Source organism: Vibrio parahaemolyticus (assembly GCF_900460535.1).
Taxonomy (GTDB): domain Bacteria; phylum Pseudomonadota; class Gammaproteobacteria; order Enterobacterales; family Vibrionaceae; genus Vibrio; species Vibrio parahaemolyticus.
On record NZ_UHIL01000002.1, the window covers coordinates 888,479 to 912,538 of the forward strand.

The following is a 24,060-nucleotide window of genomic DNA, read 5'->3' on the forward strand; positions in this document are numbered from 1 at the left end:
TTGCTCTAGAAGGTGTTTATCGTTTCATCTCCACTAAACGTAAACAATGTAAATTAAATGCCAATAAGAATGATTATCACCTAAATTATGCTCCACATTTATTGGTGATGATTGTTTTCTATGTTGCTTAAAAGCAAAGGTGTTCAAACGTGGGCGCGCCGTCTACATATCTATATTTCGATGGCTCTTTTATTGGTGACGCTATTTTTTGCGCTCACTGGCATCACGCTAAATCGTCCTGAGCTGTTTGAGCGAAAAGAACCCATCATTCAACAGCACACCATCATCATCCCGCCGCAGACCTTGTTTTTGAACGGCGAAAGCTTCCAGCCAAACCGCGTTGCACTCATTGACTTTTTGACCCAAGAAGTGGCTTTACGCGGCACTCCATCTGCTTTGGACGTTTACACCGAAGTGGAGCAAGGTGAATTGGTGCTTGGCGAGCTCTCTCTGGATTTCAAAGGGCCGGGTTATAACGCCACGGTTTTCGTTGATATGACCACTGGCGACGCTGATATCGAAACCACCAATTATGGCGCGGTCGCACTGCTGAATGATCTGCATAAAGGTCGTAACAGTGGTGATGTTTGGAAGTGGTTTATCGACATCACTGCACTACTGATGGTGTTTTTCGTCCTGACCGGTGTATGCCTGTTATTGCCGAAGAAAAAGACGTTCAGAACATCACTACAGTGGATGAGCTTTGGCTCGTTGCTGTCGCTCGTCATTTATTTTGTTGCTGTGCCTTAACAGCCAGTTGTAGAGAAAAGCTTATGTTGAACACAGGCAAGTTACTTCGCCAAAACCTATTTTGCAAAGCGGCGTTGGTAGCGGCTTTAGCACCATGGCCAGTTTTGGCTGCGCCTTTACCTGATGCTGCCAAAATCGACTTTGAATTTGAATTGCCGAAGATCGATACCTCAATGTACGCCCGTCCTTACGTCGCAGTGTGGGTTGAAGATGAACAACGTCAATCCGTTAAAACCATTCAGCTTTGGGTCGGTAAGGATGAGTGGCTCAAAGACATGCGCAGCTGGTGGCGAAAAGTGGGTCGTTATGATCGCGATCTGATTGACGCTGTGACGTCTGCGACTCGCCCTGCTGGGCAGTATCGATTTGTTTGGGATGGTACTAACGACGCAGGCGAACGCCTTGAGCAAGGTGATTATACCTTACATGTTGAGGTCGTTCGTGAACACGGTGGTCGCAATTACTTGCGCCAAAAAATGACATTAGCGGACAGTGAGGTGCGCTACCAACTCAAACCAACTCAAGAGACGGGGGTCATCACCGTCAATTACCAAGTTAAGTGATAGAAGGACACAACAATGAAAACCAAAATGAAAGCAGTGGCGTTAGCAAGCGTAATGGCAATGGGATTCGCTGCAGCGACAACGGCACAAGCGCATCCTCGTTGGGTTTTGCCTTCGCACTTTACCGTTTCTAAAGAAGGTGGTGATTGGCTCACGTTCGATGTGACGGCTTCTCATGGCACATTTGTATTCGATAAGCCAGCAGGTAGCGAACAAGCTTTTGTCATCATGCCGGATGGCCGCTCTGAGCGTCCGAACTTTGTAATACGCGGTAAGCGTCGTTCGATGTTCGATTTCTTCTTTGTTGAAGAGGGCACGCATAAGGTTGCGATCAACAATGAGCCGAGCTACTACACCCAGTACAAAGCAGGTCGCCGCGATACTGTGAAGTGGGTTAGAGCCAATAAAGCTGAGCGCGCTGATGTGCTACCAGAAAAAACGCGTGATGTGGTGACTCAGCTAAGCTACACCCGCGCAGAAAGCTACATCACGGTCGGTAAACCAACAGAAAAAGCGTTAGAAATTGAAGGCAAATTGCTAGAGCTAAAACCGCTGACTCACCCATCTGACATCATTGAAGGTGAAGCGGTGACGTTCCAGTTCTTCTTCGATGGCAAACCTCAACAAGGTGTGACGGCAGAGATCACGCGTGAAGGTACGTTGTATCGCAACCATCAAGAGCAAATTGACGTGGTGAGTGATAAAGACGGAAAAATTACTTTTACGCCAGACGTGGCAGGGCGCTATCTAATGAAAGCGAACTACAAAGGTGAGTTGAACAATCACCCATTAGCTGACAAAACCAGCGCGAATGTACACCTAACGTTTGAAACTCTACTCAACTAATCGAATTAGGCTCAGCAAGCGATGAGCCATTTTGGAATCAACATGAACAACACTTCTATTCTTAAAGCTGCTCTGCTATTGGCTGGACTTTCTTCCTTTCACGCTTCTGCTCACTTTCCTCTAATGAGTTGTCATTTATCTCAAGATAAAGTGATTTGTGAAACTGGCTACTCTGATGGCTCAACCGCGATTGATTACGATGTCGAAATGTACGACTACGAAGATAACCTCATCGCCAAAGTCAGAACAGACAAGCGTTCTATTGCCGAGTTTTCTCATCCAGAGACTGATTTCTACTTGGTTTTCGATGCCGGTCATGAAAGCCCAGTTGAAGTGGATGTGGTTGAGCTGAAAGAGAAATGATCACACAAAAAGTTCGTCCCGATAACGGTAGCCGAGAAGGGAAATGGGTGGCACTTACCATCGCTGGTATTCTTGCTTGCGCCAGTGTTTTGATGCCTCTGCACCAAGTTGATTCTCCCCATTCTGCAGTGCTTTCTCATCAAATTCGAATCACGGACTTGCGCCAAGAAGAGCTCGGTTTGATTGCCGAGCTAAAACTGGCGCATGAAGAACTGCGCGATTTACACGCAGAGTCCGGTACTTGGCCAGATACGGAAGAGATGGCGTTACTGTGGATTGCTCCCTTTGTTCAAGATCAAAACTGGAAGCGTAAAGGTTCGCATCAATGGCAGAGCATTGGTGACGGGATCTACTTGGGCATCAGACAGAGTGAGCAAGGGGCGGCTTCAATGATTCTAGATAGTCGTCAAAGCCACGCCGACATTTGGCTAATCGATGCCCATGGTTTTACGCCAACCCCAACATTGAGCGAAGAAAGCCATCGCCATCAACAGGGGTGGCAACAGCTAATTCTCTCTTCTCCATCTTCTGCTCATCCTTCGCACACTTAACTCAATTCAAAGAATACATATTATGATCACACGTTCGCTTTTACGTTCCATGTTTGCATCTTGCGCTTTATTGGTCGCTAGCACGTCCAGTTTCGCGAGTGACAAAATGAAAATTGGTATCACGCTTCAGCCTTATTTCAGCTATGTGCACGCTGTTGTTGGTGACAAAGCGGAAATCTTGCCGCTGGTGGATGCTGGCTTTAATCCTCATAACTACTTACCGCAACCGAATGATCTAAAACGTCTTAATGAAATGGATGTCATTGTGGTGAATGGTATTGGCCATGATGATTTTGCATTGAAGGTGATCAACGCGTCGCAACGCGATGATCTCGTTGTCATTGAAGCCAACAAAGAAGTTCCGCTATTGCCAGCAATGGGACAATCAGTCGGGCAAGGCGCGGTGAATCCACATACGTTCGTTGGGCTATCAACAACGATTCAAAAGGTTTATACCATCGCGAGCGAGTTGAGCAAGCTCGACCCTGAAAATGCCGATTTCTACCGTAAAAACGCGCGTCAATACGCCAAAACTTTTCGCATGATGAAACGTGATGCCATGTTGTCGTTGGGCGAATTGGACACGGCGGGTATGAAGGTTGCGACAACGCACAACGCATACGGCTACATTCTGCAAGAGTTTGGTGTGGATGTTGCCGCAGTGATTGAGCCAGCTCATGGCGTGGAGCCGAGCGCGAGCCAACTGCAAGAGACGATCGAGAAGATCAAACGATCTGGCATTGATGTGTTGTTTTACGAGCTGAATATGCCAAATCGCTTTGTTGATACCATCGAAGAAGCGACAGGAGTTAAGCTCTACCGTTTTTCTCACATGACGCATGGGGAATACGAAGCGAACAAAGTGGAAGTTGAGATGCGCGAAAACGTTGAGACCTTGATTGAAGCGATGAAGTTCGTGGCAAGCAAACACGCACAGGAGAAAGCGTAATGCTTGGTCCTTCTATCTCGATAGATAATTTAAGTCTCCAATACGGTGACAACGTGATATTGCAAAATGTCACGACAACCTTCGAGCCGGGCAAGTGCCATGTGATCATGGGTCCAAATGGTGGAGGAAAAACCTCGTTGTTGCGCTCCGTACTTGGACTTACGCCTTTTACTGGCGATATTTCCGTTCACTGGCCGAATAAGACTCACAATAAGCTTGGCGGAAACGTTGGTTATGTTCCTCAAAAAGCGATGTTTGAAGCCAGCTTACCGCTAACGGTGATGGATTTTGTGTTGCTGAACCAAACACGAATCCCACTATTCTGGCGCCGTAAAACCAAACAAACACAACGTGCGTTGGCGCAATTAGATCGCGTCGGCATGGCCGCTCGCTCAGATCGTCGTATGGGGCAACTTTCTGGTGGTGAGCAACAGCGAGTGTTGTTCGCTCAGGCTTTGTTAGATGACCCAAGCTTGTTGGTGTTGGATGAGCCTACAACAGGGATGGACGAGCAAGGTGTGCGTTACCTTGAAGGGTTGATTCATGAAGTTGTCGCGCAGGGCAAAACGGTGTTAGCGGTTCATCATGATGTCACTGCGGTGCGTCGCTTAGATGCAGAAGTGCACGTTGTTAACCGTCAGATTGTGGCGTCCGGACACCACTCGGATGTTCTGAGCCCAGATCGTATTGAAACACTATTTAAGCACTACACAACCAAAGTGGAGGCGGCGTAATGGAGTGGTTACGAGCACTGGCGGTGAGTGGTGTAGACGCTGGATGGTTGAGCGACAGCTTTGCGTACGCTTTTATGGTGAACGCGATGGTCGCTGCGCTGATTTTGGGCCCGCTACTCGGCGGGCTGGGCACATTAGTGATTGCTAAGCGTTTGGCGTTTTTCTCCGAAGCAGTAGGCCACGCAGCACTGACGGGTATCGCTATTGGTGTTTTACTTGGTGAACCGCCAGAAAACCCAATCATAGGGTTGTTTAGCTTCTGCATGATCTTTGCGTTGCTGCTGCACTTCGTGAGAAATCGCACGAATGTACCTTATGACACGTTGGTCGGTGTATTTCTGGCGTTAGCTCTGGCGGTCGGGGCGGCGTTGCTGATGTACGTCGCACGTAAGATCAACATACACATGCTAGAAAACGTACTGTTCGGTTCGATTTTGACGGTGACCGATAGAGACATCACGTTGCTTGCAGTGAGCTGCTTGATCATCCTGCTGCTGCTGATTCCGACATTTAATCGCATTTTGCTCACGTGTATCAGCCCAGATATTGCTCGCGTGCGTGGCTTCAATACCAGCTTTTACGACTACCTATTCGTCATGATGATCACTTTAGTGACGATCGCCGCAGTGAAGATCATTGGTGCCGTGTTAGTGGGTGCGCTGTTATTGATCCCTGGTGCGACAGCTCGGTTGCTCACCAAGCGAATGGGAAGCTTTGTATTGCTTTCTTCTCTGCTTGCGACGGTTGCTTGCTTGGTTGGCACCATATTGCCAATGGAGCTCGACTTACCGGTGCCATCGGGCGCGTCGATCATCATTGTTTCCGCTGCTTTCTTCTTAACTGCAACGGTTTATCGAATTATTCGTAAAGCGTGATAACGCTTTTACCTACCCAACTTAAGTATCTCGACATGAAAATGAAAACTCTTACTTTAGGTTTAGGATTGATGGCGGTGAGTACATTGTCATCATTGGCGATGGCCAAAGATATTTTGACCAGTACCCTTGTGACTTACATGCTGTCAGAGCAACTGATGAAAGGAACGGGCGTGGAAACCACATATCTGCCTCCTAAACGCTATGGCATTGAACGCGTGGCGAATTGGTTTGCCACTAAAGGTGCAAACCAAGTTTCAGAGGCAGGAAAGAGCGCAACCGTGGCTATTACCATGAGAGCCATTTGGGACCAGGACCCGACGTATGTCTACGCACGACAAGGCAACATTCGTTTGATCGAAATTGATGCATCACAAGCGATTTCCCCTAGAGCTCAAGGCGTTGCGGCCTTAAAGCTGGAAGATGGAGCCACATCTAAATACGTTTGGTTGAACCCCAGTAATTTAATTCGTATGACAGCGATTGTCGGTGACGATCTGCAAAAGTTGTATCCACAGTTCCAAGAGCAAATCCAAAGTAACCAACAAGCATTAATGCTTAGCGTGCGTGAGTTGATTAACCAACAACAAGCAGTGATATTTGAAAAAGAGATCGATTCAATCGTGTTGATGAGTGAATCACTAGAAGATTTTGCTTCAGGAAACCAACTTTTTGTCGTCAAACGTCAGTTCAAACCAGAGTTAGAATGGAGTGAAAAAGACAAACTATCTTTAAAAGCTCAGTTTGAACAAGATAAAACACTATGGTTGGTGACGGATAAAAAACCATCAAAAACCTTAACTTCTTTGGTATCACCGGATCGCATACTGCAAATTGATAATATTGACCGCTGGGGCAGTAAGGGTATCAAAACTGAGAAGCCACTCGCACGGTGGAAGATGTAACACGTAAAATGCCACAGAAGTAATGATAGGGAATGAAAAGTTCCCTATTTTTTTGGGGCGTAGATCAAGAATTGAGTACAAATAACACCAGTTGCATAAGAAAGTGTTTGTTTCATTTATATTTCATTACTACTTTGTTATCTGTTCGTTGCGAACGATTCAGTTTTATTCTGTTTTGAAACGAACCGGTACAAACAACTATACGGATGTTAACAATGAAAATGAAAACTCTAGCCGTTGCAGTGGCGGCACTAGCATGTGGTTCACAGGCCTTCGCAGCAGAAGTTTATAACAGCGATGGTACATCTTTATCGATTGGCGGTCACGTTTCTGTTGGCGTGGGTGAGTATTTCGAAGATGAAGTGAAAGTTCACCAAGTGTCTCCGCGTATCAACGTGGCGGGTAAAAAGGACATTGGCAACGGTGTTACTGTAGATGCGAAAGGTGAGTGGGCTCTTAACTACCTTAAAGGTGGAGAGCAATCTTTCTCTACTCGTTTGGGTTACATTGGTGCAACCCATGAGCAGCTTGGTCGTGTTGTTGCTGGTACTCAGTGGGCACCTTATTATGATGTTGCGGGCGTAGCGGATTTGCCAATCGCGTTTGCTAACGATTTCTTATACGACAATCATAATAATCTGGGTACTGGTCGTGCTGAGAAAATGATCAGCTATCGTAAAAGTTTCCAATTCGGTGAAGGTTTTGCTTTCAACCTTGGCCTAGGTTGGCAGGGTGAAAACGATGACACAGGGTTGTCACTTGTACAAAACCCGAGCACTGGCCTTCCTGAGTATGTTTCTAAGGGAAACAAGTATGACCAACGTGGTCAAATCGCACTAAGTGGCTCTGTTGCGGGCTTCGGCATTGGTTACGTATACAGCGGCGGTGATGTTGAGATCTCTTCTTTAGGTACTAAGTCAGCTGAATCACACCTATTCTCTGTAAATTACGGTGAGTACGGTTCTGGTCTATACGCAGCTGTTGTTTACGGCATGAACGATTACTTCTACGAGATGCGTGAAGAGACATCTCAGCTTGAAGGTCTATTGGCGTACGGCGTAAATAACTGGACGTTCAGCGTTAACTACGAAGGCGTAGAAGACGACAAAGACAACAAGACAGTTAAGAGCGAAACAGCACTACAAGCTGAGTACTCAGTGACTCCTTCGTTCGTTACTTTCGTTGGTTACCAATTCGACCTAGGTAATGACTACAACAACGAAGAGAACGATTACTGGACTCTAGGCGCTCGTTACTACTTCTAATAAATAGGACAGTTTCTACTGCCTAAACACATTTATTGTGTTAACGCCTACTCGTTGTGAGTAGGCGTTTTTCTTTCCGCTTTGGTGGTGATTTCCCCCTAAGCAGGTGGAATGAGGTTTAGGCTTAAATTGCTTCTCTGCTTCGAGAATGTGTCCAAACAAAAATGCCCGCAGTGTGCGGGCATTTTTATGAGTGGTGTGTATATGCTTATTTTTTATCGAGCAAGTCGAGGAAGAACGCGTATTCCAGTGCATCTTCTTTCAAACGTTTGAATCGGCCAGATGCGCCGCCGTGTCCTGCTTCCATATCGGTTTTGAACAACAAGACGTTATCGTCGGTTTTCATTTCACGAAGCTTGGCTACCCACTTCATCGGTTCAAAGTACTGCACTTGAGAGTCGTGTAAGCCTGTTGTCACCAACATGTTCGGGTAGTTTTGCGCTTTGACATTGTCGTAAGGCGAATAACTCAACATGTAGTCATAGTATGTTTTGTTGTTCGGGTTACCCCATTCATCATACTCATTCGTGGTGAGTGGAATCGATTCATCAAGCATCGTTGTAACAACATCGACAAATGGAACATGTGCGCCAATACCGCGATACAACTCAGGGGCTTGATTAATAATGGCACCCATCAATAAACCGCCAGCAGACCCACCAACGGCGAAGACTTTGTCTTTCGCGCCGTAGCCTTGCTCAACCAAACCTTTAGTCACATCAATAAAGTCGTTGAAGGTATTCTGTTTGGTGAGTTTTTTACCATCTTCATACCAAGGTCGGCCTAGCATTTCAGAACCGCGAATGTGAGCGATTGCAAATACAAAACCACGGTCCAACAGACTTAGTCGTGTAGAGCCGAACGTTGGTTCGATGGTCGCACCGTAAGAGCCGTAACCGTATTGGTAAAGCGGATTTGTACCATCTTTCTTAAACAAGTCCTTACGATACACCAGTGACACAGGGACCTCTTTTCCATCACGTGCTTTGATCATGATGCGCTCTGATTGGTAGTTATCCGCATCAAAGTCACCCAATACAGGTGTCTGCTTCATGATTTCAGATTCGCCCGTTTTCAGATCGAAGTCGTAGTAGGTTCCTGGAGTAGTCAAGCTACTGTAGTAAATGCGAACTTTTTTGTTATCCAGTTCGAAGTTGCCTGTTAAGTATGCCGCGAACGCATCGTCATTAAATGTGAGCGGGAATTCTTTTCCTGTTGAAAGCTGACGCACAGTGACGCTCGCTAGACCGTTAGAGCGCTGCTCATAGACGAGGTGGTCATCGAATAGCTCGAAGTCAACAAGTTGAGTATTGTCGTCTGCGGCAATCACATCTTGCCATTTAGAACGATCGTGCATCTCCTCTTGCTTAACTTTCATCAAACGGAAGTTGACGGCTTGATAGTTGGTATAAATGTAATACCAATTGTCTAGCTTGGAAATGCTGTATTCAATGCCATCTTCACGAGGGTAGAACGGTTCCGCCTTCGCTTTAGGATTGTTCGCATCGATGATGGAGACGCCGCTGGTCTCTGTACTCGAATGCCAAATGTAAACCTCGTCACCATCTTTGCTTTTGCTTAGTGAGGTGTAATAGGCGCTGTCGGTTTCTTCAAAAATCAGCTCATCGCTGCTTTGTGGTGTGCCCAATACGTGACGATAAACTTGATAGCCTAGCAAGGTTTGTGGATCTTTTTTGATGTAATAGAACGCGTTGTTGTCGTTCTGCCATGCGACAGCGCTTGACGCCCCTTCAATTTCATCTTGTAAGTAATTACCTGTGGTCAGATCTTTAATCTTAATGGTGTAAACACGGCGGCTTAATGTGTCTTCGCCATACGCCAATAAGTTTTCATTCGGGCTGACGTACAGGCCACCAATACTGAAAAATTCATGCTCTTTCGCAAGTTCATTGACATCTAAGATGACTTGTTTGTCTTTACCAGCAAAATCTTTTGCTCGAAGATGAACTTCGTATTCGTTATCTCCGGTAACTTCACTTGAGTAGAAGTAGTTTCCTTTACGCACAGGAACGGAATTGTCGTCTTTTGCTATGCGACCTTTAATTTCTTCAAATAGCTCATTTTGAAGAGCTTCAGTGTGCTTGAGAACGGTTTCCGCATACTGATTTTCTTGCTCTAGGTGCTGCAAAATTTCTGGATCTTTACGCTCGTCGTCACGCATCCAGTAGTAGTTATCAACGCGAGTATCACCATGATTGGTCATCGCGTGAGGGATTTTTTTTGCAACCGGGGCTTGAGTTTGCTGAGCAACGATCTGTGATTGGGAATATTGAGTCATGGTTGGAGTTCCTTGATTGCTGCATCCGGCGATAAGCGCGACCGATACGGCCAACGTAGTTAAAGTGAAACGCATCTGTTAATCCTTATATTTTATACCTAAGTTGCCTCATCCTGAGGGTATGGACTTTGGTTTCATTGAGAGTTTTCAGGCTGGTCACGCTTTTGTTTTAGAGAGCAGAAATGTGGTTCGAGAAGTGAATACTCTCCCCATTTCTGAACGGCTCATTGTTGTGACCTGTTGGCTTGAAAACGCATTGTGTAAGCAACTGTTATTTTTAACAAATATCACTTCTAAAGTTAAATCATTCTCATCAATAAATAGAGGGAGTGTGATATGAAAAAAGGGACACACTATTTCGTGTGTCCCTTTTCAATGCTTTGGTCAGATTGAAATGGCGGTTAAATGACTTGTGGCATTTCGTTTGAGTGATCGTGTGCTCTGTGTACCCACAATAGGCCAAGCATCGCGACAATTGACATTGCCATCATCAAAACACCAAGCGGCATTTGGTTATGTGTTGGAAATAGTGATGCAAGCAAGGTTGCAATACCTGCGCCCAAGTTCTGCATGCCACCCAGAGTCGCACCAGCTGTCCCTGCGTGGTAAGGGAACGGAGCAATTGCGCCTGTTGTTGCCGCAGGGAACAGAATGCCCGCACCTAGGAAATAAATAGTTGCGCCACCTATTAACGTCAGTGCAGTTGTTACGCCAAACAAGCCTGGGATTAATACGACGGCTGAACCGATAAAGATCGACACCAAGCCAACGTTTAACGCACGACGCTCAGAGCGACGCTGCGCGATATAGCTAGACAAACCTGCTCCCACTAAGTAGCCCGGGATCGGCAAGATGAACAGCAAACTTACGGTAGTGGCTGGTAATGCCAATACACCACCTAGTAATACCCCAGCAGCTGCTTCGAACACACCTACGCCAGCAAACGTCGCAACTAGGCAGATTAAAAAACCTTGGAAGCGGCGGTCAGACAGAACGTGCTTGTAGCTTTTTGCCACTGGTTCGAACTTGCGTTTCTCTTTTGGCAGAGTCTCCATCATGCTGGTCATCATGGTAATCACCACCGCGATGCCGAAGAGGGCTAGAAATAGGTAGCTAGAGCGCCAACCAAATGCTTCTGTTAGGTAGCCGCCAAGTACTGGTGCCATTAGTGGTGAGAAAATCACGCACATGCTGATCAAGCTGTTTGCACGATGCAGCTCAGCACCTTCAAAGCAGTCGCGAGTTAGAGTTCGTGACATCGCGCCGCCACAACCGATCCCCAAACCTTGAATGAAGCTACCAGCCAAGAACCACTCAAATTGATGTGCAAATAGCGCCACCAAAGTACCTATGATGTAGATAAGTAGACCGACGATGATGATCGGTTTACGACCTAAGCGGTCTGATAGCGTGCCGTACGCAAATTGAGACAAGCCATATGGGATCAGGTAACAAGCCATCACTGCTTGAAGTGATGACGCAGATACCAAAAACTCACCCGCCATATGACCGATTGAAGGCACGTACATTGTCTGGGTCATTTGACCCACGGCAGTCAATATTGCGATTAAAAAGGTAAGTTTCGCTAATGGAAACGAGGCAGACATTTGCGTATCTCTCCAAAAAATTTAAGACGTAAAAACCCTTAGCTCTCCAAGTCGAAGTGCCAATTTATCGCTGGTGTTACGGGGTTATTTGCGCGAGATATTAGTGCTTGCCTATACAATTAGCAATCTAAAAGTGTGAACTTGAGCAAGATAAAAATCTATGATTTGGATTAGAAAAACTAATCCTTATTTTGTGGGGGTAAACGCATGATGCCATTTTCTCAATTCAGGGGAGGTTTCTATGTCGATTCGACATATGGTTCTTGCTAGATCATTGGTTCTACTGATAAAAACAGTAGATGAGAAAGTGCAAATCTTTAGTGTGGGAAAAAGCGAATCCTAGGTGAGGAAAAGGCTTAAAAAGCCGTGATAAAGAAAAAGGGAGCCGAAGCTCCCTTAGAAATGATTATGTTTATTCGCGGCCAGATGCGTATGCGTAAAGCATTTCTAGCGCAATGGTTGCTCCCGCTAGTGCGGTAACATCGCTGTGGTCGTATGGAGGCGATACTTCTACAACATCCATACCCACGATATTCATGCCGGCTAATCCACGAATAATTTTCAGCGCTTTGTCTGAGTTCAAGCCACCACAAACTGGTGTACCTGTTCCCGGTGCAAAGGCTGGATCCAAGCAGTCGATGTCAAAAGTAACATACACTGGCTTGTCTGCGACGGTGCGACGAATCTCTTCTAAGATCTCGTTCACCGACATGTCATTCGCTTGCATCGCATTAATCACATTGAAGCCGTGATCTTGCTGTTTGTACTCAGTACGAATACCGATTTGTACTGAGTTCTTCGCTGAGATCAAACCTTCTTTCGGCGCATGGTAGAACATCGTACCGTGGTCGTATGAACTGCCATTTGCGTAGGTATCCGTATGAGCGTCAAAGTGAATCAAAGCCATTTGGCCATGATGCTTTGCGTAAGCACGTAGGATAGGCAGTGTGATGAAGTGGTCACCGCCCAATCCCAACATGGTTTTGCCGCTTTTTAGAATTTCACTGGTTGCCGCCTCTAGACGGTAAGTGAAATCTTCCGCATCACCGCAATCGAACACAAGGTCGCCCGCGTCGATCACTTTTAGTTTATCCAATACGTTGAAGTCCCAAGGGAACTTCTTACCTTCCCATGCCAAGTTGACTGAGGCACGGCGAATTGCATCTGGACCCATGCGTGCGCCTGGACGACCAGATGTAGCCATGTCCAGAGGAACCCCTAGCACCACAACGTCTGCGTCTGCCGATACCGGATTACGAATGTACGGTAGACGTAAAAACGACATAGAGTTGGAGTAAAGCGAATAATCGGTTTTAGTAAACAAATCATTCATATCAGAAGTCCTCTAAATAGGTGTATCCCGCTAGACCTTGTTCTAGTTCTGCTAGGATTTGTGCTTGTTCATTGGCTTCAACTCGTTGGGAAACCAATTGTTTGTAATTGTCACGAATCGCATCCACGTCGATATGAACGTAGCGCATCATGTCTTCTACACTATCACCTTCATTGATGTAACTGATCTCAAATTGACCGTGTTCATCAACATTGACTACTGCACTGTGGGTATCACCAAATAGGTTGTGCATATCACCAAGGATTTCTTGGTATGCGCCTACTAGGAAAAAGCCCATTAGGTACGGTTTGTCTTTGCTCCAAGCTGGTACAGGTAGCGTGCTCTCGATGCCTTGACCATCAACGTAGTGATCGATCGCGCCATCAGAGTCACATGTGATGTCCAACATCACAGCACGACGCTCTTCCGCATCGCCAAGACCAGAAAGTGGCAGAACAGGGAACACCTGATCAATACCCCAAGCATCTGGTAGAGATTGGAAGAGAGAAAAGTTCACGAAGAACTTATCTGCAAGACGTTCGCTCAACTCGTCCAGAATCGGACGGTGGAAGCGATTCTTAGTGCTCATCTTGCGGCTTAGTTCGAAGTAAATACGCAGTGACAGTTGTTCTGCCCACGCACGTTGCTCCAAGTTAAGCACGCCAGTTGCGAATTGAGAGTGTACCTCTGCCAAATCACTTTGGGTATCGTTGTAGATCTCAATTAACGCACGAGCGTCTGTACCATCTTGTAAGTTTTCCCAGTTTCGCCACATGTTTTGTAGCAAAAGTGGTGCATCTACGCCCAGTTCATGCACTTCTTCCGGTTGGTATGTTTCGGTACCAATTACGTTCGAAATCAATACAGCGTGGTGTGCTGTCAGTGAACGTCCGGATTCAGAAATGATCACTGGCATTGGTTGTTCGTATTGCTGACACACATCGCCCACTGTGTTGACGATATTACGTGCGTACTCTGCAAGGCCGTAGTTCATCGAGTTCGATGATTGGCTGCGTGTGCCGTCGTAGTCGACTGCCAAACCGCCGCCCACATCGAAGTATTCGATGTTTGCACCCAGTGCGCGTAGTTCGCAGTAGAAACGAGCAGATTCGTTCACACCATTACGTACGTCACGGATGTTTGCCATCTGTGAGCCAAGGTGGAAGTGAACCAATTGCATTGCATCTAGGCTGCCTTCGCGTTTCAGACGTTCAATAACGCTAAGCACTTGCGATGCAGACAAACCAAACTTCGATTTTTCACCGCCACTTGCTTGCCATTTCCCTGCACCTTGAGAGGCGAGGCGAATGCGCAAACCAAGGCGCGGTTTTACGCCCAAGCTTTTCGCTTCTTCTAGCACCAGATCCAGCTCAGAAAGCTTCTCTAGTACGATGAATACTTTGTGGCCTAGCTTTTCACCGATCAGTGCAAGACGCACATACTCACGGTCTTTGTAGCCGTTACACACGATCACGGAGCTGCCTTGTTGAGCCAATGCAAGTACTGCCAACAATTCTGGCTTGCTACCCGCTTCAAGACCAAGCTGTTTGGTTTCTAGTTGAGCTTGGCTCGCTAGAATTTCATCCACCACTTCACGTTGTTGGTTTACTTTAATTGGGTACACCAACAGGTATTTGTTTGGATATTGGTATTCTTCAATTGCTTGGTTGAAAGCGTGGCAAATTCCATGCACACGTTGGTGCACGATTTGCGGGAAGCGCACTAATACAGGCAGATTTAACTGCTGCGCTTCTAGCTCATTTACAATGGCACTGAAAGGGATTTGATGTGCACGATCACTACGAGGTGATACGTAAACCTCGCCTTGGTCATCAATACCGTAGAAACCTTGGCTCCAGTAGTGAACGTTGTAGTCCGCGCGGATGCGGTCTAATTTAGTTGCTTTTTCCAACTCGATTCTCACAAAAATGTACTTAAGTCCTTAATTAATTAGAAGGAAAAGTACAAAAAAGCAAATCATGAGGTATTAACCTCATACCCTGACACGAACTCCGTGTGCGCGCATTAACGGATAAAAGTGCCTCTGAGTCTAATGATTAAAATCTATCATCTCGATTATGATTTGTTGTCGTCGTTGGGTGTGAACATTTGTTTACCGGAGCGTCGATTCTGCTGTTATAGTTGGTCTGACCAGCAAGGAAGCGGTCATGAAAAATCTCACTCAAATAAGGACATATTTTGCAGCTGCACAGAATTCAGGGATACATTCAGACCATGTATCTCGCCGAATATCCCGATAAATTAATGTTGCTTGATGGTGCAAGTCGAGCAGACATTCCTCACCTTAAAGATTTTATTGAACATCAACTCCATCGCCCTTTTTCTGACCTAAAGTTGGTCGTTGTGACTCATATGCATCCAGACCACGCTGGTGGCGCGCACAAGCTGCGTGATTTGACCGGATGCAAAGTGTTAGCCGCAAAGCGAGAAAGCCAGTGGTATGACGGTGTAGATGGTTGGTTAATGCATTTAACCGATTTGATGTTAGCGCGTTGGATGGCGAACCGGATGCGTAAACCAAAGCGAAACCTGTGGTATTCGCGCAAGTTAAAGCCCGATATCGAACTCATCGATGGTGAGTGTATTCCGGGGTTTGATGACTGGCAGGTACTAGAAACGCAGGGACATACCGATAGAGATCTGTCGGTTTATCATTCTGAACAAGATGTATTGTATGTGGCGGATTTGATGGTGCAGGTTAAGAAGCATCTTATTGCGCCGTTTCCCATATTTCATCCAAACCAATATCGCCAATCGTTAAAGCGCGTGTTTGAAATGAATCCGCAATGTTTGCTTTTGGCACATGGGGGAGAGGTGACTTTTGATGAGAAAGCGTATCAGCACATTCTGCATACTGCGCCGACTAAGCCGATGACCCATTGGCGAGTGACAAAAGTTAAAGCGAGGGGATTGTTGTTTGCGCTATTTCGTAGGAAGTAGATGAAGGCAAAGCCAGACGAGTGATGCTCAACAAAAACGTTCGATCACTCATCTGAAGCTACGGGGTTAAGACGCCAATAAGTGAGATTGGCTAGGGTCTACCAGCACTTTGTCTGCCATACCCTGACGACCTAACAACATCATGTAAGTCATTTTTTCACGGTTAGTCAGCGTAATGTCGATTGGCCATTCTTGGTCACCCAAGCGCAGCATCGTGGTGATTACGCAGCGGTGCTCAAAAGTACCGTTCGAAGACTTAACCTTGCGGTTTGCCTTTAGCTTCGCTGTGCAGCGAACCACTTGTTCTAAGTGATAAACATCCGGGTGTAGATCGAATGCAACGTAAGACTGACCATCTTTTTCAAAGCAATCAATGTTATCTACATGCAATGAAGATGTTTGTGCGCCCGTATCAATACGCGCTTCAAGGTGAGTAATCCCTAACTCTGGCAAGCAAATAGCTTCGGCATTCCCAATGATCATTTTCTGATTCATAGTGTCATCCTAGCGACGAGTAACAAGAGAGCCGGATTTTGGCTCTCTTGTGCGTTAAACAAAAATCAACCTTTACCGCGAGTACGGTTTGAATTTGGCTTAGCGTTTTTCTCGATAAAATCGAAGATCATACCAGCAACGTCTTTACCTGTTGCTAGTTCGATGCCTTCTAGGCCAGGTGAAGAGTTCACTTCCATCACCACAGGACCATTTTTAGATTGAAGGATATCCACACCACAAAGGTTCAAGCCCATCACTTTCGCTGCATTTACAGCGGTTGCGCGTTCTTCTTTGCTTAAGCGTACGAGTTGCGCAGAACCGCCACGGTGAAGGTTCGAACGGAATTCGCCTTCTTTTGCTTGGCGCTTCATTGCAGCAATAACTTTGTTACCGACAACAAAACAGCGGATGTCCGCGCCTTTTGCTTCTTCGATAAACTCTTGCACCATGATGTTTGCTTTCAAACCCATGAATGCTTCGATCACGCTTTCTGCCGCTTTATTTGTTTCAGCAAGTACAACACCGATGCCTTGAGTACCTTCTAGCAATTTAATGACTAGAGGTGCGCCACCAACGTTTTTGATCACGTCCTGAATGTTGTCAGGGTGGTGAGCAAAGCCAGTACGCGGCAAACCGATGCCTTTACGTGATAGCAATTGCAATGAACGCAATTTGTCACGAGAGCGGCTGATCGCTACAGATTCGTTGACACAAAATGTGCCCATCATTTCAAACTGACGCACAACAGCAGTGCCGTAGAAAGTGATGGATGCACCGATACGTGGAATAACAGCATCGTATTGCGGCAATTCTTCACCCTTATAGCGGATCATAGGGTTGTTGCTCGTAATGTCCATATAACAGTGCAGAGTGTCGATAACATCGATTTGATGCCCACGCTCTTCACCCGCCTGTTTTAGGCGCATGGTTGAATATAAATTCTCATTACGAGAGAGAATAGCAATACGCATGGCAATTCCTTAGTAAGTCAGTACCAAATTAAAATTAAAATTAAAATATAAGTATAGAGTATAGAATGTAGTAGGCAGGTGATCATGGTATGACATAACCTACTTACTTCAACGATTTAGAAGTGTGGTTGAACAACCACGTCGTCAGAGGTGCGCACCTTAGGTTTTTTTGTTACAAGTTTAAAACGAAAAAAAGCATTCGTTACGACAAAAATTATTTGTCGATTTATCGCGCCTTACAGCGATTGTGTGTCAATAGTTTAGCGAAGAAAACCAGTGAAAAAATCATGGGCATTGAGTTTGAAATTCGCGCAAAAAACGCTCGGATTTACTTGCGCAAGGCCATGCATATTGGAGTTATTGGAACAAAAATCACAGCAGAAACGTTTTTTTAGCCGCTATAAATTTTACGAAACTTATACAAAAGGTGGTCTTAACCAATGCACCCCCACTTTCTTTACGAAAGACGCTTATTTCCCAATGATGCCTGATAACACCTCTTTTATTGTGGTATAGCGCAGCGGTAATGTGCGCCCCCGTTTTTTGACTAAATACAAATCTTCATAAACGGTTTGTTTTAGCTGCGCGACGTGCAATTCTTCTCTATTTGGAAAGCTTTCTACTGCACTTTGAGGCAACACCGTAAATCCCAATCCTTTGCTAACTGGCAATAATATTTGGCTTAATTGATTGACGAAGCCCGAAAGCGGCATGTCACTCATTTTTATCTCTTTTAATTGTGGCTCTGCACATTGGTCAAAAAACAACGTCATATAGTGCTCGGCATCGGGATGGCCAATAACACCGCATTTTTGCAAGATCTCAGGCGTTAAGGGCTCGGCTTTATATGCGTGGGGAAGGATCAAGCACAGCGCTTCTCGACCGATTCGTTCGCTTTGGAAGAGGCTTTTGTTTGGAGCGTCAGTCACGATGCCGATATCAATACGGCCTTCAGAGATACCATTAAGAATAGATTGGTTTGGCGCGGCTTCTAAGTGGATGGACAAACTAGGATATTGCGTTTGTTGTTCTAATAGCGGGCCGTAAAGCATGAGCGCCAACGCACCGGAACAAGCGAGTTTACAATGGCCAGAATAGGCATCATCAAAGCTGAGTTCTTCTAGTAAGCTTTTTTCGCGTTCCTCTAGCTCCAGCGCATAGGCGTAAACCATACGACCTTGTTCGGTGAGCTCGAAACTTTTGTTCTCACGTTTGATCAGGGCATGCTGACAACTTTGCTCTAACTTCTTGATGTGTTGGCTAACACCGGGTTGAGTCATGTAGAGCTTTTCTGCGGTTTGCGTAAAGTGGCCGACTTCGACCAGAGTCTTAAACGTGTGTAACCAAACGGGATTAAGCATAGTGCGTGATGTGCTGTGGGCTTGCTAAGAGACGTTGAGAAAATAATAGCATGGCACTGCCCGAAATAAATCGGCTGAAGTGAATTGGGGTGGTTCGCGAATGGTAAATAGCAAACAAAATAAAACCCCGCCTGGTTTCCCAGACGGGGCTTATTCTCTTTCGCAGCAATCCAGCTACTAATAGGTGCTCCCTGCATCTATCCTTGATTGTGGCTAAGTCCTTTAACCGAGTTCCTTGTTCATCGCCTTCCTAGCGGTGTCCATTCTTGCCTATCATCCTGACGGGCGAACTCTATCCTAGAGCTTAACTACATCCTTGCTGATAACTCATCCTAAGCTACCAAATCTTCATCCTGAAGATACCTAGTCCATTAGGCTTTTTTCCTGTTCCCGCCAACATCCTGTCGACACAATCAGTATTGATGTTTTGCTGATTACTCTCAATCAGCTAGGTAAAAAAACTTTGGCAGCGAATATTATGAAAAATACTATAAGTTTTAATTTTCAATTGGTTATATACATTTTTTGATTTTATCTTAGTCAAAAATGGTCGTTTTGCTTACATCGCTTGTGAGAGATCTCGCACAAGGTGTCGAGCAAATGTCCGAATTGGCGTCGTTTTCATCTTGTTTAAGAATTTGCTCAAGATCACAACTCGATTTGTAGCCATAAAATTTGGCGATGGTGTTAGGTGAGATTTCCATTTCTCTGATAGCGAATTTTGCCCATTCATCGCGTGTCTTGTGCAGGATTTGGCGTAGCTTGATAGTGAAGTGGCTCATAAAAGCTTCCTTAGTTATCTTGTCTTTACGAGGCAAGAATAAGGAGAGGGACAACACCAAGTTGATAGTATGCCGTTTAATATCAATACTATTTCGGCGTGATGAAGATTATGCCGGCAATACTGATATTATTTGAGCGTGAAACAATACTATCTTGTGGAGTAGCCAATGGCGCACATCGAAAAAGTACCGCAGAGACCAGGTTTTTCTTGGCGCTATCGTCGCATTGATGAGGTAGAGAAAGAGTACGACCTCCATTTTCACGATGATGTGTTTGAGTTGGTCATCCATCGACACTTCACTGGCAGTTTGCATATTGGTCATCACGAATTAGAAGTGACTCACAACCAAATGCTATTGATCGCGCCTGGTGTGCCTCATTCAATTCACTCCACATTGGTCGAAAGCAAGTGCGAGACTCATGTGATTTGGTTTAAGCGTGAGTGGATTGCCAATTTGATGTTCTATTGCGCAGAGCTTAGAAAGCTTGACCCGCTTTTAAAGGCGGCCAATAAAGGTGTGGTGTTTTCTGAACGGACAGCTCAGCACGTTGTGGATCTTCTGCATGAGCTCATGACGTTTCCTGCAATGGAGCAACTATCGAGATTTCTCCATGTTTTGTCTCTGATTGCTCACGATGAAGGAGCGAAAACACTGATGACTCACTCGTACTTATCGATGAGTGAACACGAGCTACAGGAAAGAGAGCGCGTGGCAAGTGTTAACGCGTATCTCGAACAGCACTTTGCAACTAAGGTGACACTCGCAGACTTGGCGAACTACTTATCGCTGAGTGAAAGTGCGGTCACAAGATTGTTTCAAAAGCACTTTAAAGAGCCGTTTAGCCAACGTCTAATGAAATTGCGGATCAATCATGCCGCAGATTTGCTGCAATCTACGTCGTTGCCGATTGGGATTGTGTTTGAGCGAGTCGGATATCGTAATCAAGCTCTGTTTAATCGCCATTTTAAAACGTACAAAGGACTTACACCACGCGAGTACCGCCAGCATTATCAGCAGCGAATTCAGCCTTAATGGGAATGGTATGCAACTGCCAGTCAGAACGTGAAAAGAGTTACTCGACGGAAATTGATATGCAATTGGTATATTACTTGCAAAGTTTTTCAGGAATCATTATTAAGATTCAATGACAGTTAATTTAGGGAACTTGATTGCCATTTTTCTGTCATATCTCGTGAGTAATTTGACCGTGTCAGGAAGGTAATAATCGGTTTTAGGTGTCAAAAATGGCTGCAATAGAACCGTTTTTATCATTATGTTGTGAAATGAGTCACGGTTAAATAATTGGTTCCCTTATAGATTGAAGGGGATAAAAAACCTTAGACAATAAGCTCATAAAGAGCGTTACTTATAGAAGATGAGGGAGATTACTATGAAAAAAATGAGAAGAGCTCAGCTACATCGTGTTCGCATCCAGTACTGGAAAGATACGAAAGAAGCAACAGCTAAGAAATCATAGTTAACCATACTCGAAGTCCTTGAGCTGGCAATAGAATTCAAACGTTCTCTACGCATTGCCAGCTCCAAACACCACCAACACTTCAAATCTAATTTTAAATTCAGTTTCATCACCCATAAAAAAAGCCAGTCCGAAGACCAGCTTTCTCTAACGTATTTGCTTGCCTGCTATTACAGGTAGTTTGCGTCAAGCAAGTCGCCAGCTTTCGCGCTTTTCACTTCTGGACGAGCTTCTAACCAAGCAACGACTTGTGCTTTTTGCTCTTCTGTCGCGCTACCGTAACGTTCTGTAGAACATAGGAAGCCTTCAAATAGCTCCAGACCGCCGCCGCCAAAGCATAGACCTAGAGTATCAATGTAGTCGATAAAGTCATCAACGAATGCATCGTAACGGTCGAAGTCGTTGATGTCTGTTTCACAGCTGATCTCGAAACCTAGGATTGCGAACTCACCTAAGAACAGCTTTTTACGGATACGACGGTTCTTGTTATCGATTTTGTCTAATTTCATGATTCTCTCTCGTAGATGATTTGAGTACGTACACCTTATACCTTCTATCAGACTTTAGCCCAAGAAAAATCAGAATGAAGCGATACAGTTGGCGATTATGTAATCAAACCTAAGGATAGGTTGGCGTTGTTCACGATTTTTGAGCTTTGGAGTGTTGCATTGCTCGCTATGGGAAGTGAGAGAGGAGGAATATATGAAGAGTCGATAGGGATACGGAGTTGCCGCGTCTCGTTTATTGAGTGATCACATCATTGAAATACAAGTTTCATATAGATTGAGCATTTCTGTCATTTTTCTTCTCCAAACTTCTTGCCGTTCAACAATTTATTCACTAACTATAAGATCGGGAAAGTAAAAATGAGCAAGGAAACCTTCGACGCAACGCGTTATAACCAAAGCGATAACAAGCCTTTTGAAGAAGTACTAGAAGCGAGTCTATCTCGTCGTAGCATCTTAAAAGGTGGCCTTGGTATCAGCGCAATGACTGCGTTTGGTGCTTTTGGATTGGCGGGCTGTAACTCTTCGAGCTCTGGCACGTCGGCAAGTAACGGTTCTGGCGTTTCGAAAGCGGTACTTAACTTTGACTCAATTCCTGGCTCGTTGACTGATGCCGTTTCTATTCCACAGGGTTATACCGCTCAGGTACTGGTACCTTGGGGTACACCGCTGAATGCTCAAGGCAGCGCGTGGAAAAATGATGGCAGCAATACCAGCTCAGACCAACTTAACGCGTTGGGCATGCACCATGATGGCATGCACTTTTTCCCATTAAATGACAGTACGACCGACGGCCTGCTTTGCATCAACCATGAATACATTGATACATCAGCACTGCATCCAAACGGTCCAACAGTTGCGAATGGCGTTCGCACAATAGTTGATGAAGTTCGCAAAGAGATTAACGCTCACGGCGTTTCCGTTGTTCGTATTCAGCTAAAAGACAATATGTGGAAATTGGTGGATACCGATCCGCTTAACCGCCGATACACTGGTGCGACAGTGATGGATTTATCTGGCCCAGTCGCTCACACGGCGCTTACTGTGACGCGTTTTTCGCCTGATGGCAGCCAAGCTCGTGGTACGTTAAACAACTGTGGCAACGGCTATACGCCGTGGGGCACTTACCTCACGTGTGAAGAGAACTGGCCCGGTTACTTCGTTAATACGGGGACTCGCACAGAAGAACAAGATCGTATTGGTGTGGATGATAAGAGCACGCGCTACTTGTGGGAAACATTGGCAGGTAACGCAGAAGAGCGTTTAGATGAGTTCACGCGTTTTAATGTTGCACCAACAGGCACCAGCTCTGCAGACGATTACCGTAACGAAGCGAACGGCCATGGCTACATTGTAGAAATTGACCCATATACCCAAAACTCTCGTGCGAAAAAACGTACCGCGCTTGGTCGCTTCCGCCACGAAGGTTGTGCTTTCGGTAAGCTAGAAGAAGGCAAACCCGTAGTATTTTACTCAGGTCATGATTCTCGTTTTGAATACCTTTATAAGTTCGAATCTACAGCGACTTGGGATCCTGCTGATGCAAATCCTGCGAATCGCTTGGCGACGGGCGACAAGTACATGGACGAAGGCACACTTTACGTTGCGCGTTTCAATGAAGACAGCACAGGTACTTGGTTGCCGCTAACGCTTGATAGTGTGACGACATCTGGTGGTACGCTTGCTGATCATTTTAACTCGTTAGCGGAAGTTATCATTAATACGGCTGGCGCGGCTGACCTTGTTGGCGCAACGCCAATGGATCGTCCTGAATGGTGCTCGGTTGACCCGTTCACGGGCTCTGTATACCTCACGCTAACCAATAACACGCGCCGCACAGACGAAACGAATCCAGCAAACCCACGCTTAAACAACAAGTTTGGTCACGTTATTCGTTGGGATGAAGGCAATTCTGCGACAGACTTTACTTGGGATATCTTTGTTTTTGGTTCGCCTGCAAATGGTGATGCAGACACAAACCGTTCTGGCTTGAATGAGCTTAACCAGTTTGCAAGTCCAGATGGCTTGGCATTTGATGGTCGCGGCATTCTTTGGATTCAAACTGATAACGGCGCAGATGAAGTCACGTCTTACACCAACGACCAAATGTTGGCGGTTGTACCATCTAAACTCACGAATGAAAATGGCGCTCAAGCAGTGATCGGAGCAGACAACCAAGCAGAGCTGAAACGCTTCTTTGTTGGTCCAAACGGTTGCGAAGTGACAGGCTTTACCATTAGCCCAGATTACAAATCGCTATTTGTTAACATTCAACACCCTGGTAACTGGCCATACAGTGATGATGCCGCGCAAGAAACTCCGGCTGGAACTACAGTTCGTCCTCGTGCTGCAACCGTTGTGATTCGTCGTGAAGATGGTGGCGAAATAGCGGTTTAATCTCATAGTGTATTAAGACCTTAAAACTCAAGCCCTGCAATTGCAGGGCTTGATGTTTAGGCTTATG

The 24,060-nt window shown here is 45.7% G+C and carries 22 protein-coding genes; 13 read left to right on the top strand and 9 right to left on the bottom strand.

Going from position 1 to position 24,060, the window contains the following annotated elements:
* The first annotated feature begins 120 nt into the window (after positions 1 to 120).
* From DYB02_RS21010 to DYB02_RS21055, 10 genes are all read left to right on the top strand, one after another.
* Positions 121 to 750 (top strand): PepSY-associated TM helix domain-containing protein, encoded by a 630-nt coding sequence (locus DYB02_RS21010; protein WP_005459339.1) that lies wholly within the window; start codon positions 121 to 123, stop codon positions 748 to 750.
* Between the two features lie 23 nt (positions 751 to 773).
* On the top strand, positions 774 to 1,313 hold the full coding sequence (locus DYB02_RS21015; RefSeq protein WP_005479631.1) for a DUF2271 domain-containing protein: 540 nt from the start codon (positions 774 to 776) through the stop codon (positions 1,311 to 1,313).
* A gap of 15 nt (positions 1,314 to 1,328) precedes the next feature.
* Positions 1,329 to 2,159 (top strand): DUF4198 domain-containing protein, encoded by an 831-nt coding sequence (locus DYB02_RS21020; protein ID WP_025499814.1) that lies wholly within the window; start codon positions 1,329 to 1,331, stop codon positions 2,157 to 2,159.
* A gap of 42 nt (positions 2,160 to 2,201) precedes the next feature.
* Complete coding sequence (locus tag DYB02_RS21025) at positions 2,202 to 2,522, top strand: hypothetical protein (protein ID WP_005497843.1); 321 nt, start codon at positions 2,202 to 2,204, stop codon at positions 2,520 to 2,522.
* Positions 2,519 to 3,073 (top strand): DUF6162 family protein, encoded by a 555-nt coding sequence (locus tag DYB02_RS21030; RefSeq protein WP_029804474.1) that lies wholly within the window; start codon positions 2,519 to 2,521, stop codon positions 3,071 to 3,073. The genes DYB02_RS21025 and DYB02_RS21030 overlap by 4 nt, the downstream gene beginning before the upstream one ends.
* A gap of 22 nt (positions 3,074 to 3,095) precedes the next feature.
* The gene (locus tag DYB02_RS21035; protein ID WP_015312818.1) at positions 3,096 to 4,022 is read left to right on the top strand and encodes a metal ABC transporter substrate-binding protein; all 927 of its coding nucleotides are present in this window, start codon (positions 3,096 to 3,098) and stop codon (positions 4,020 to 4,022) included.
* Positions 4,022 to 4,756, top strand: a complete 735-nt coding sequence (locus DYB02_RS21040; protein WP_021821266.1) for a metal ABC transporter ATP-binding protein — start codon at positions 4,022 to 4,024, stop codon at positions 4,754 to 4,756. Before DYB02_RS21035 ends, DYB02_RS21040 begins: the two co-directional genes overlap by 1 nt.
* Positions 4,756 to 5,631 carry a metal ABC transporter permease gene (locus DYB02_RS21045; RefSeq protein WP_005479618.1) on the top strand — a complete coding sequence of 292 codons (876 nt, stop codon included), beginning with the start codon at positions 4,756 to 4,758 and terminating at the stop codon, positions 5,629 to 5,631. The genes DYB02_RS21040 and DYB02_RS21045 overlap by 1 nt, the downstream gene beginning before the upstream one ends.
* 35 nt (positions 5,632 to 5,666) lie before the next feature.
* Positions 5,667 to 6,536: a TroA family protein gene (locus DYB02_RS21050; RefSeq protein ID WP_029804472.1), complete on the top strand. Its 870-nt coding sequence runs from the start codon at positions 5,667 to 5,669 to the stop codon at positions 6,534 to 6,536.
* Between the two features lie 215 nt (positions 6,537 to 6,751).
* Entirely contained in the window at positions 6,752 to 7,801 is a 1,050-nt protein-coding gene (locus DYB02_RS21055) for a porin (RefSeq protein WP_005459338.1), read from the top strand.
* Positions 7,802 to 8,009: 208 nt separating this feature from the next.
* Here the strand turns inward: DYB02_RS21055 and DYB02_RS21060 are convergent, their stop codons facing one another.
* The 4 genes from DYB02_RS21060 to speA all read right to left on the bottom strand — a co-directional run bounded on the left by DYB02_RS21060 (position 8,010) and on the right by speA (position 14,952).
* Positions 8,010 to 10,175 (bottom strand): S9 family peptidase, encoded by a 2,166-nt coding sequence (locus DYB02_RS21060; protein WP_025605095.1) that lies wholly within the window; start codon positions 10,173 to 10,175, stop codon positions 8,010 to 8,012.
* 326 nt (positions 10,176 to 10,501) lie between these two features.
* Entirely contained in the window at positions 10,502 to 11,707 is a 1,206-nt protein-coding gene (emrD, locus tag DYB02_RS21065; RefSeq protein ID WP_029806165.1) for a multidrug efflux MFS transporter EmrD, read from the bottom strand.
* Positions 11,708 to 12,119: 412 nt separating this feature from the next.
* Positions 12,120 to 13,040 carry an agmatinase gene (gene speB, locus DYB02_RS21070; RefSeq protein ID WP_005393578.1) on the bottom strand — a complete coding sequence of 307 codons (921 nt, stop codon included), beginning with the start codon at positions 13,038 to 13,040 and terminating at the stop codon, positions 12,120 to 12,122.
* A 1-nt stretch (position 13,041) separates the two neighbouring features.
* Entirely contained in the window at positions 13,042 to 14,952 is a 1,911-nt protein-coding gene (speA, locus tag DYB02_RS21075) for an arginine decarboxylase (protein ID WP_021451067.1), read from the bottom strand.
* A 323-nt stretch (positions 14,953 to 15,275) separates the two neighbouring features.
* Here speA and DYB02_RS21080 point away from each other — a divergent pair, with 323 nt between their 5' ends.
* Positions 15,276 to 16,001: an MBL fold metallo-hydrolase gene (locus DYB02_RS21080; protein WP_021450327.1), complete on the top strand. Its 726-nt coding sequence runs from the start codon at positions 15,276 to 15,278 to the stop codon at positions 15,999 to 16,001.
* Positions 16,002 to 16,067: 66 nt separating this feature from the next.
* On the opposite strand, the gene DYB02_RS21085 is transcribed toward DYB02_RS21080, so the two are convergent.
* From DYB02_RS21085 to DYB02_RS21105, 4 genes are all read right to left on the bottom strand, one after another.
* Positions 16,068 to 16,496, bottom strand: coding sequence for an ATP-dependent zinc protease family protein (locus DYB02_RS21085; RefSeq protein ID WP_005459284.1), 429 nt, complete (start codon positions 16,494 to 16,496; stop codon positions 16,068 to 16,070).
* 65 nt (positions 16,497 to 16,561) lie between these two features.
* On the bottom strand, positions 16,562 to 17,467 hold the full coding sequence (gene rimK, locus DYB02_RS21090) for a 30S ribosomal protein S6--L-glutamate ligase (RefSeq protein WP_005459235.1): 906 nt from the start codon (positions 17,465 to 17,467) through the stop codon (positions 16,562 to 16,564).
* A 470-nt stretch (positions 17,468 to 17,937) separates the two neighbouring features.
* Positions 17,938 to 18,828, bottom strand: a complete 891-nt coding sequence (locus tag DYB02_RS21100; protein ID WP_020841706.1) for a LysR family transcriptional regulator — start codon at positions 18,826 to 18,828, stop codon at positions 17,938 to 17,940.
* A gap of 536 nt (positions 18,829 to 19,364) precedes the next feature.
* Positions 19,365 to 19,610, bottom strand: coding sequence for a hypothetical protein (locus DYB02_RS21105; protein WP_024701580.1), 246 nt, complete (start codon positions 19,608 to 19,610; stop codon positions 19,365 to 19,367).
* Between the two features lie 168 nt (positions 19,611 to 19,778).
* Between DYB02_RS21105 and DYB02_RS21110 the strand changes: the two genes are divergently transcribed.
* Entirely contained in the window at positions 19,779 to 20,645 is an 867-nt protein-coding gene (locus tag DYB02_RS21110; RefSeq protein WP_021484466.1) for a helix-turn-helix domain-containing protein, read from the top strand.
* 615 nt (positions 20,646 to 21,260) lie between these two features.
* Here the strand turns inward: DYB02_RS21110 and DYB02_RS21115 are convergent.
* Entirely contained in the window at positions 21,261 to 21,599 is a 339-nt protein-coding gene (locus tag DYB02_RS21115; RefSeq protein ID WP_005459294.1) for a YggL 50S ribosome-binding family protein, read from the bottom strand.
* Positions 21,600 to 21,956: 357 nt separating this feature from the next.
* Here DYB02_RS21115 and DYB02_RS21120 point away from each other — a divergent pair, with 357 nt between their 5' ends.
* Positions 21,957 to 23,993 carry a PhoX family protein gene (locus DYB02_RS21120; protein ID WP_029804455.1) on the top strand — a complete coding sequence of 679 codons (2,037 nt, stop codon included), beginning with the start codon at positions 21,957 to 21,959 and terminating at the stop codon, positions 23,991 to 23,993.
* Positions 23,994 to 24,060 lie beyond the last annotated feature (67 nt).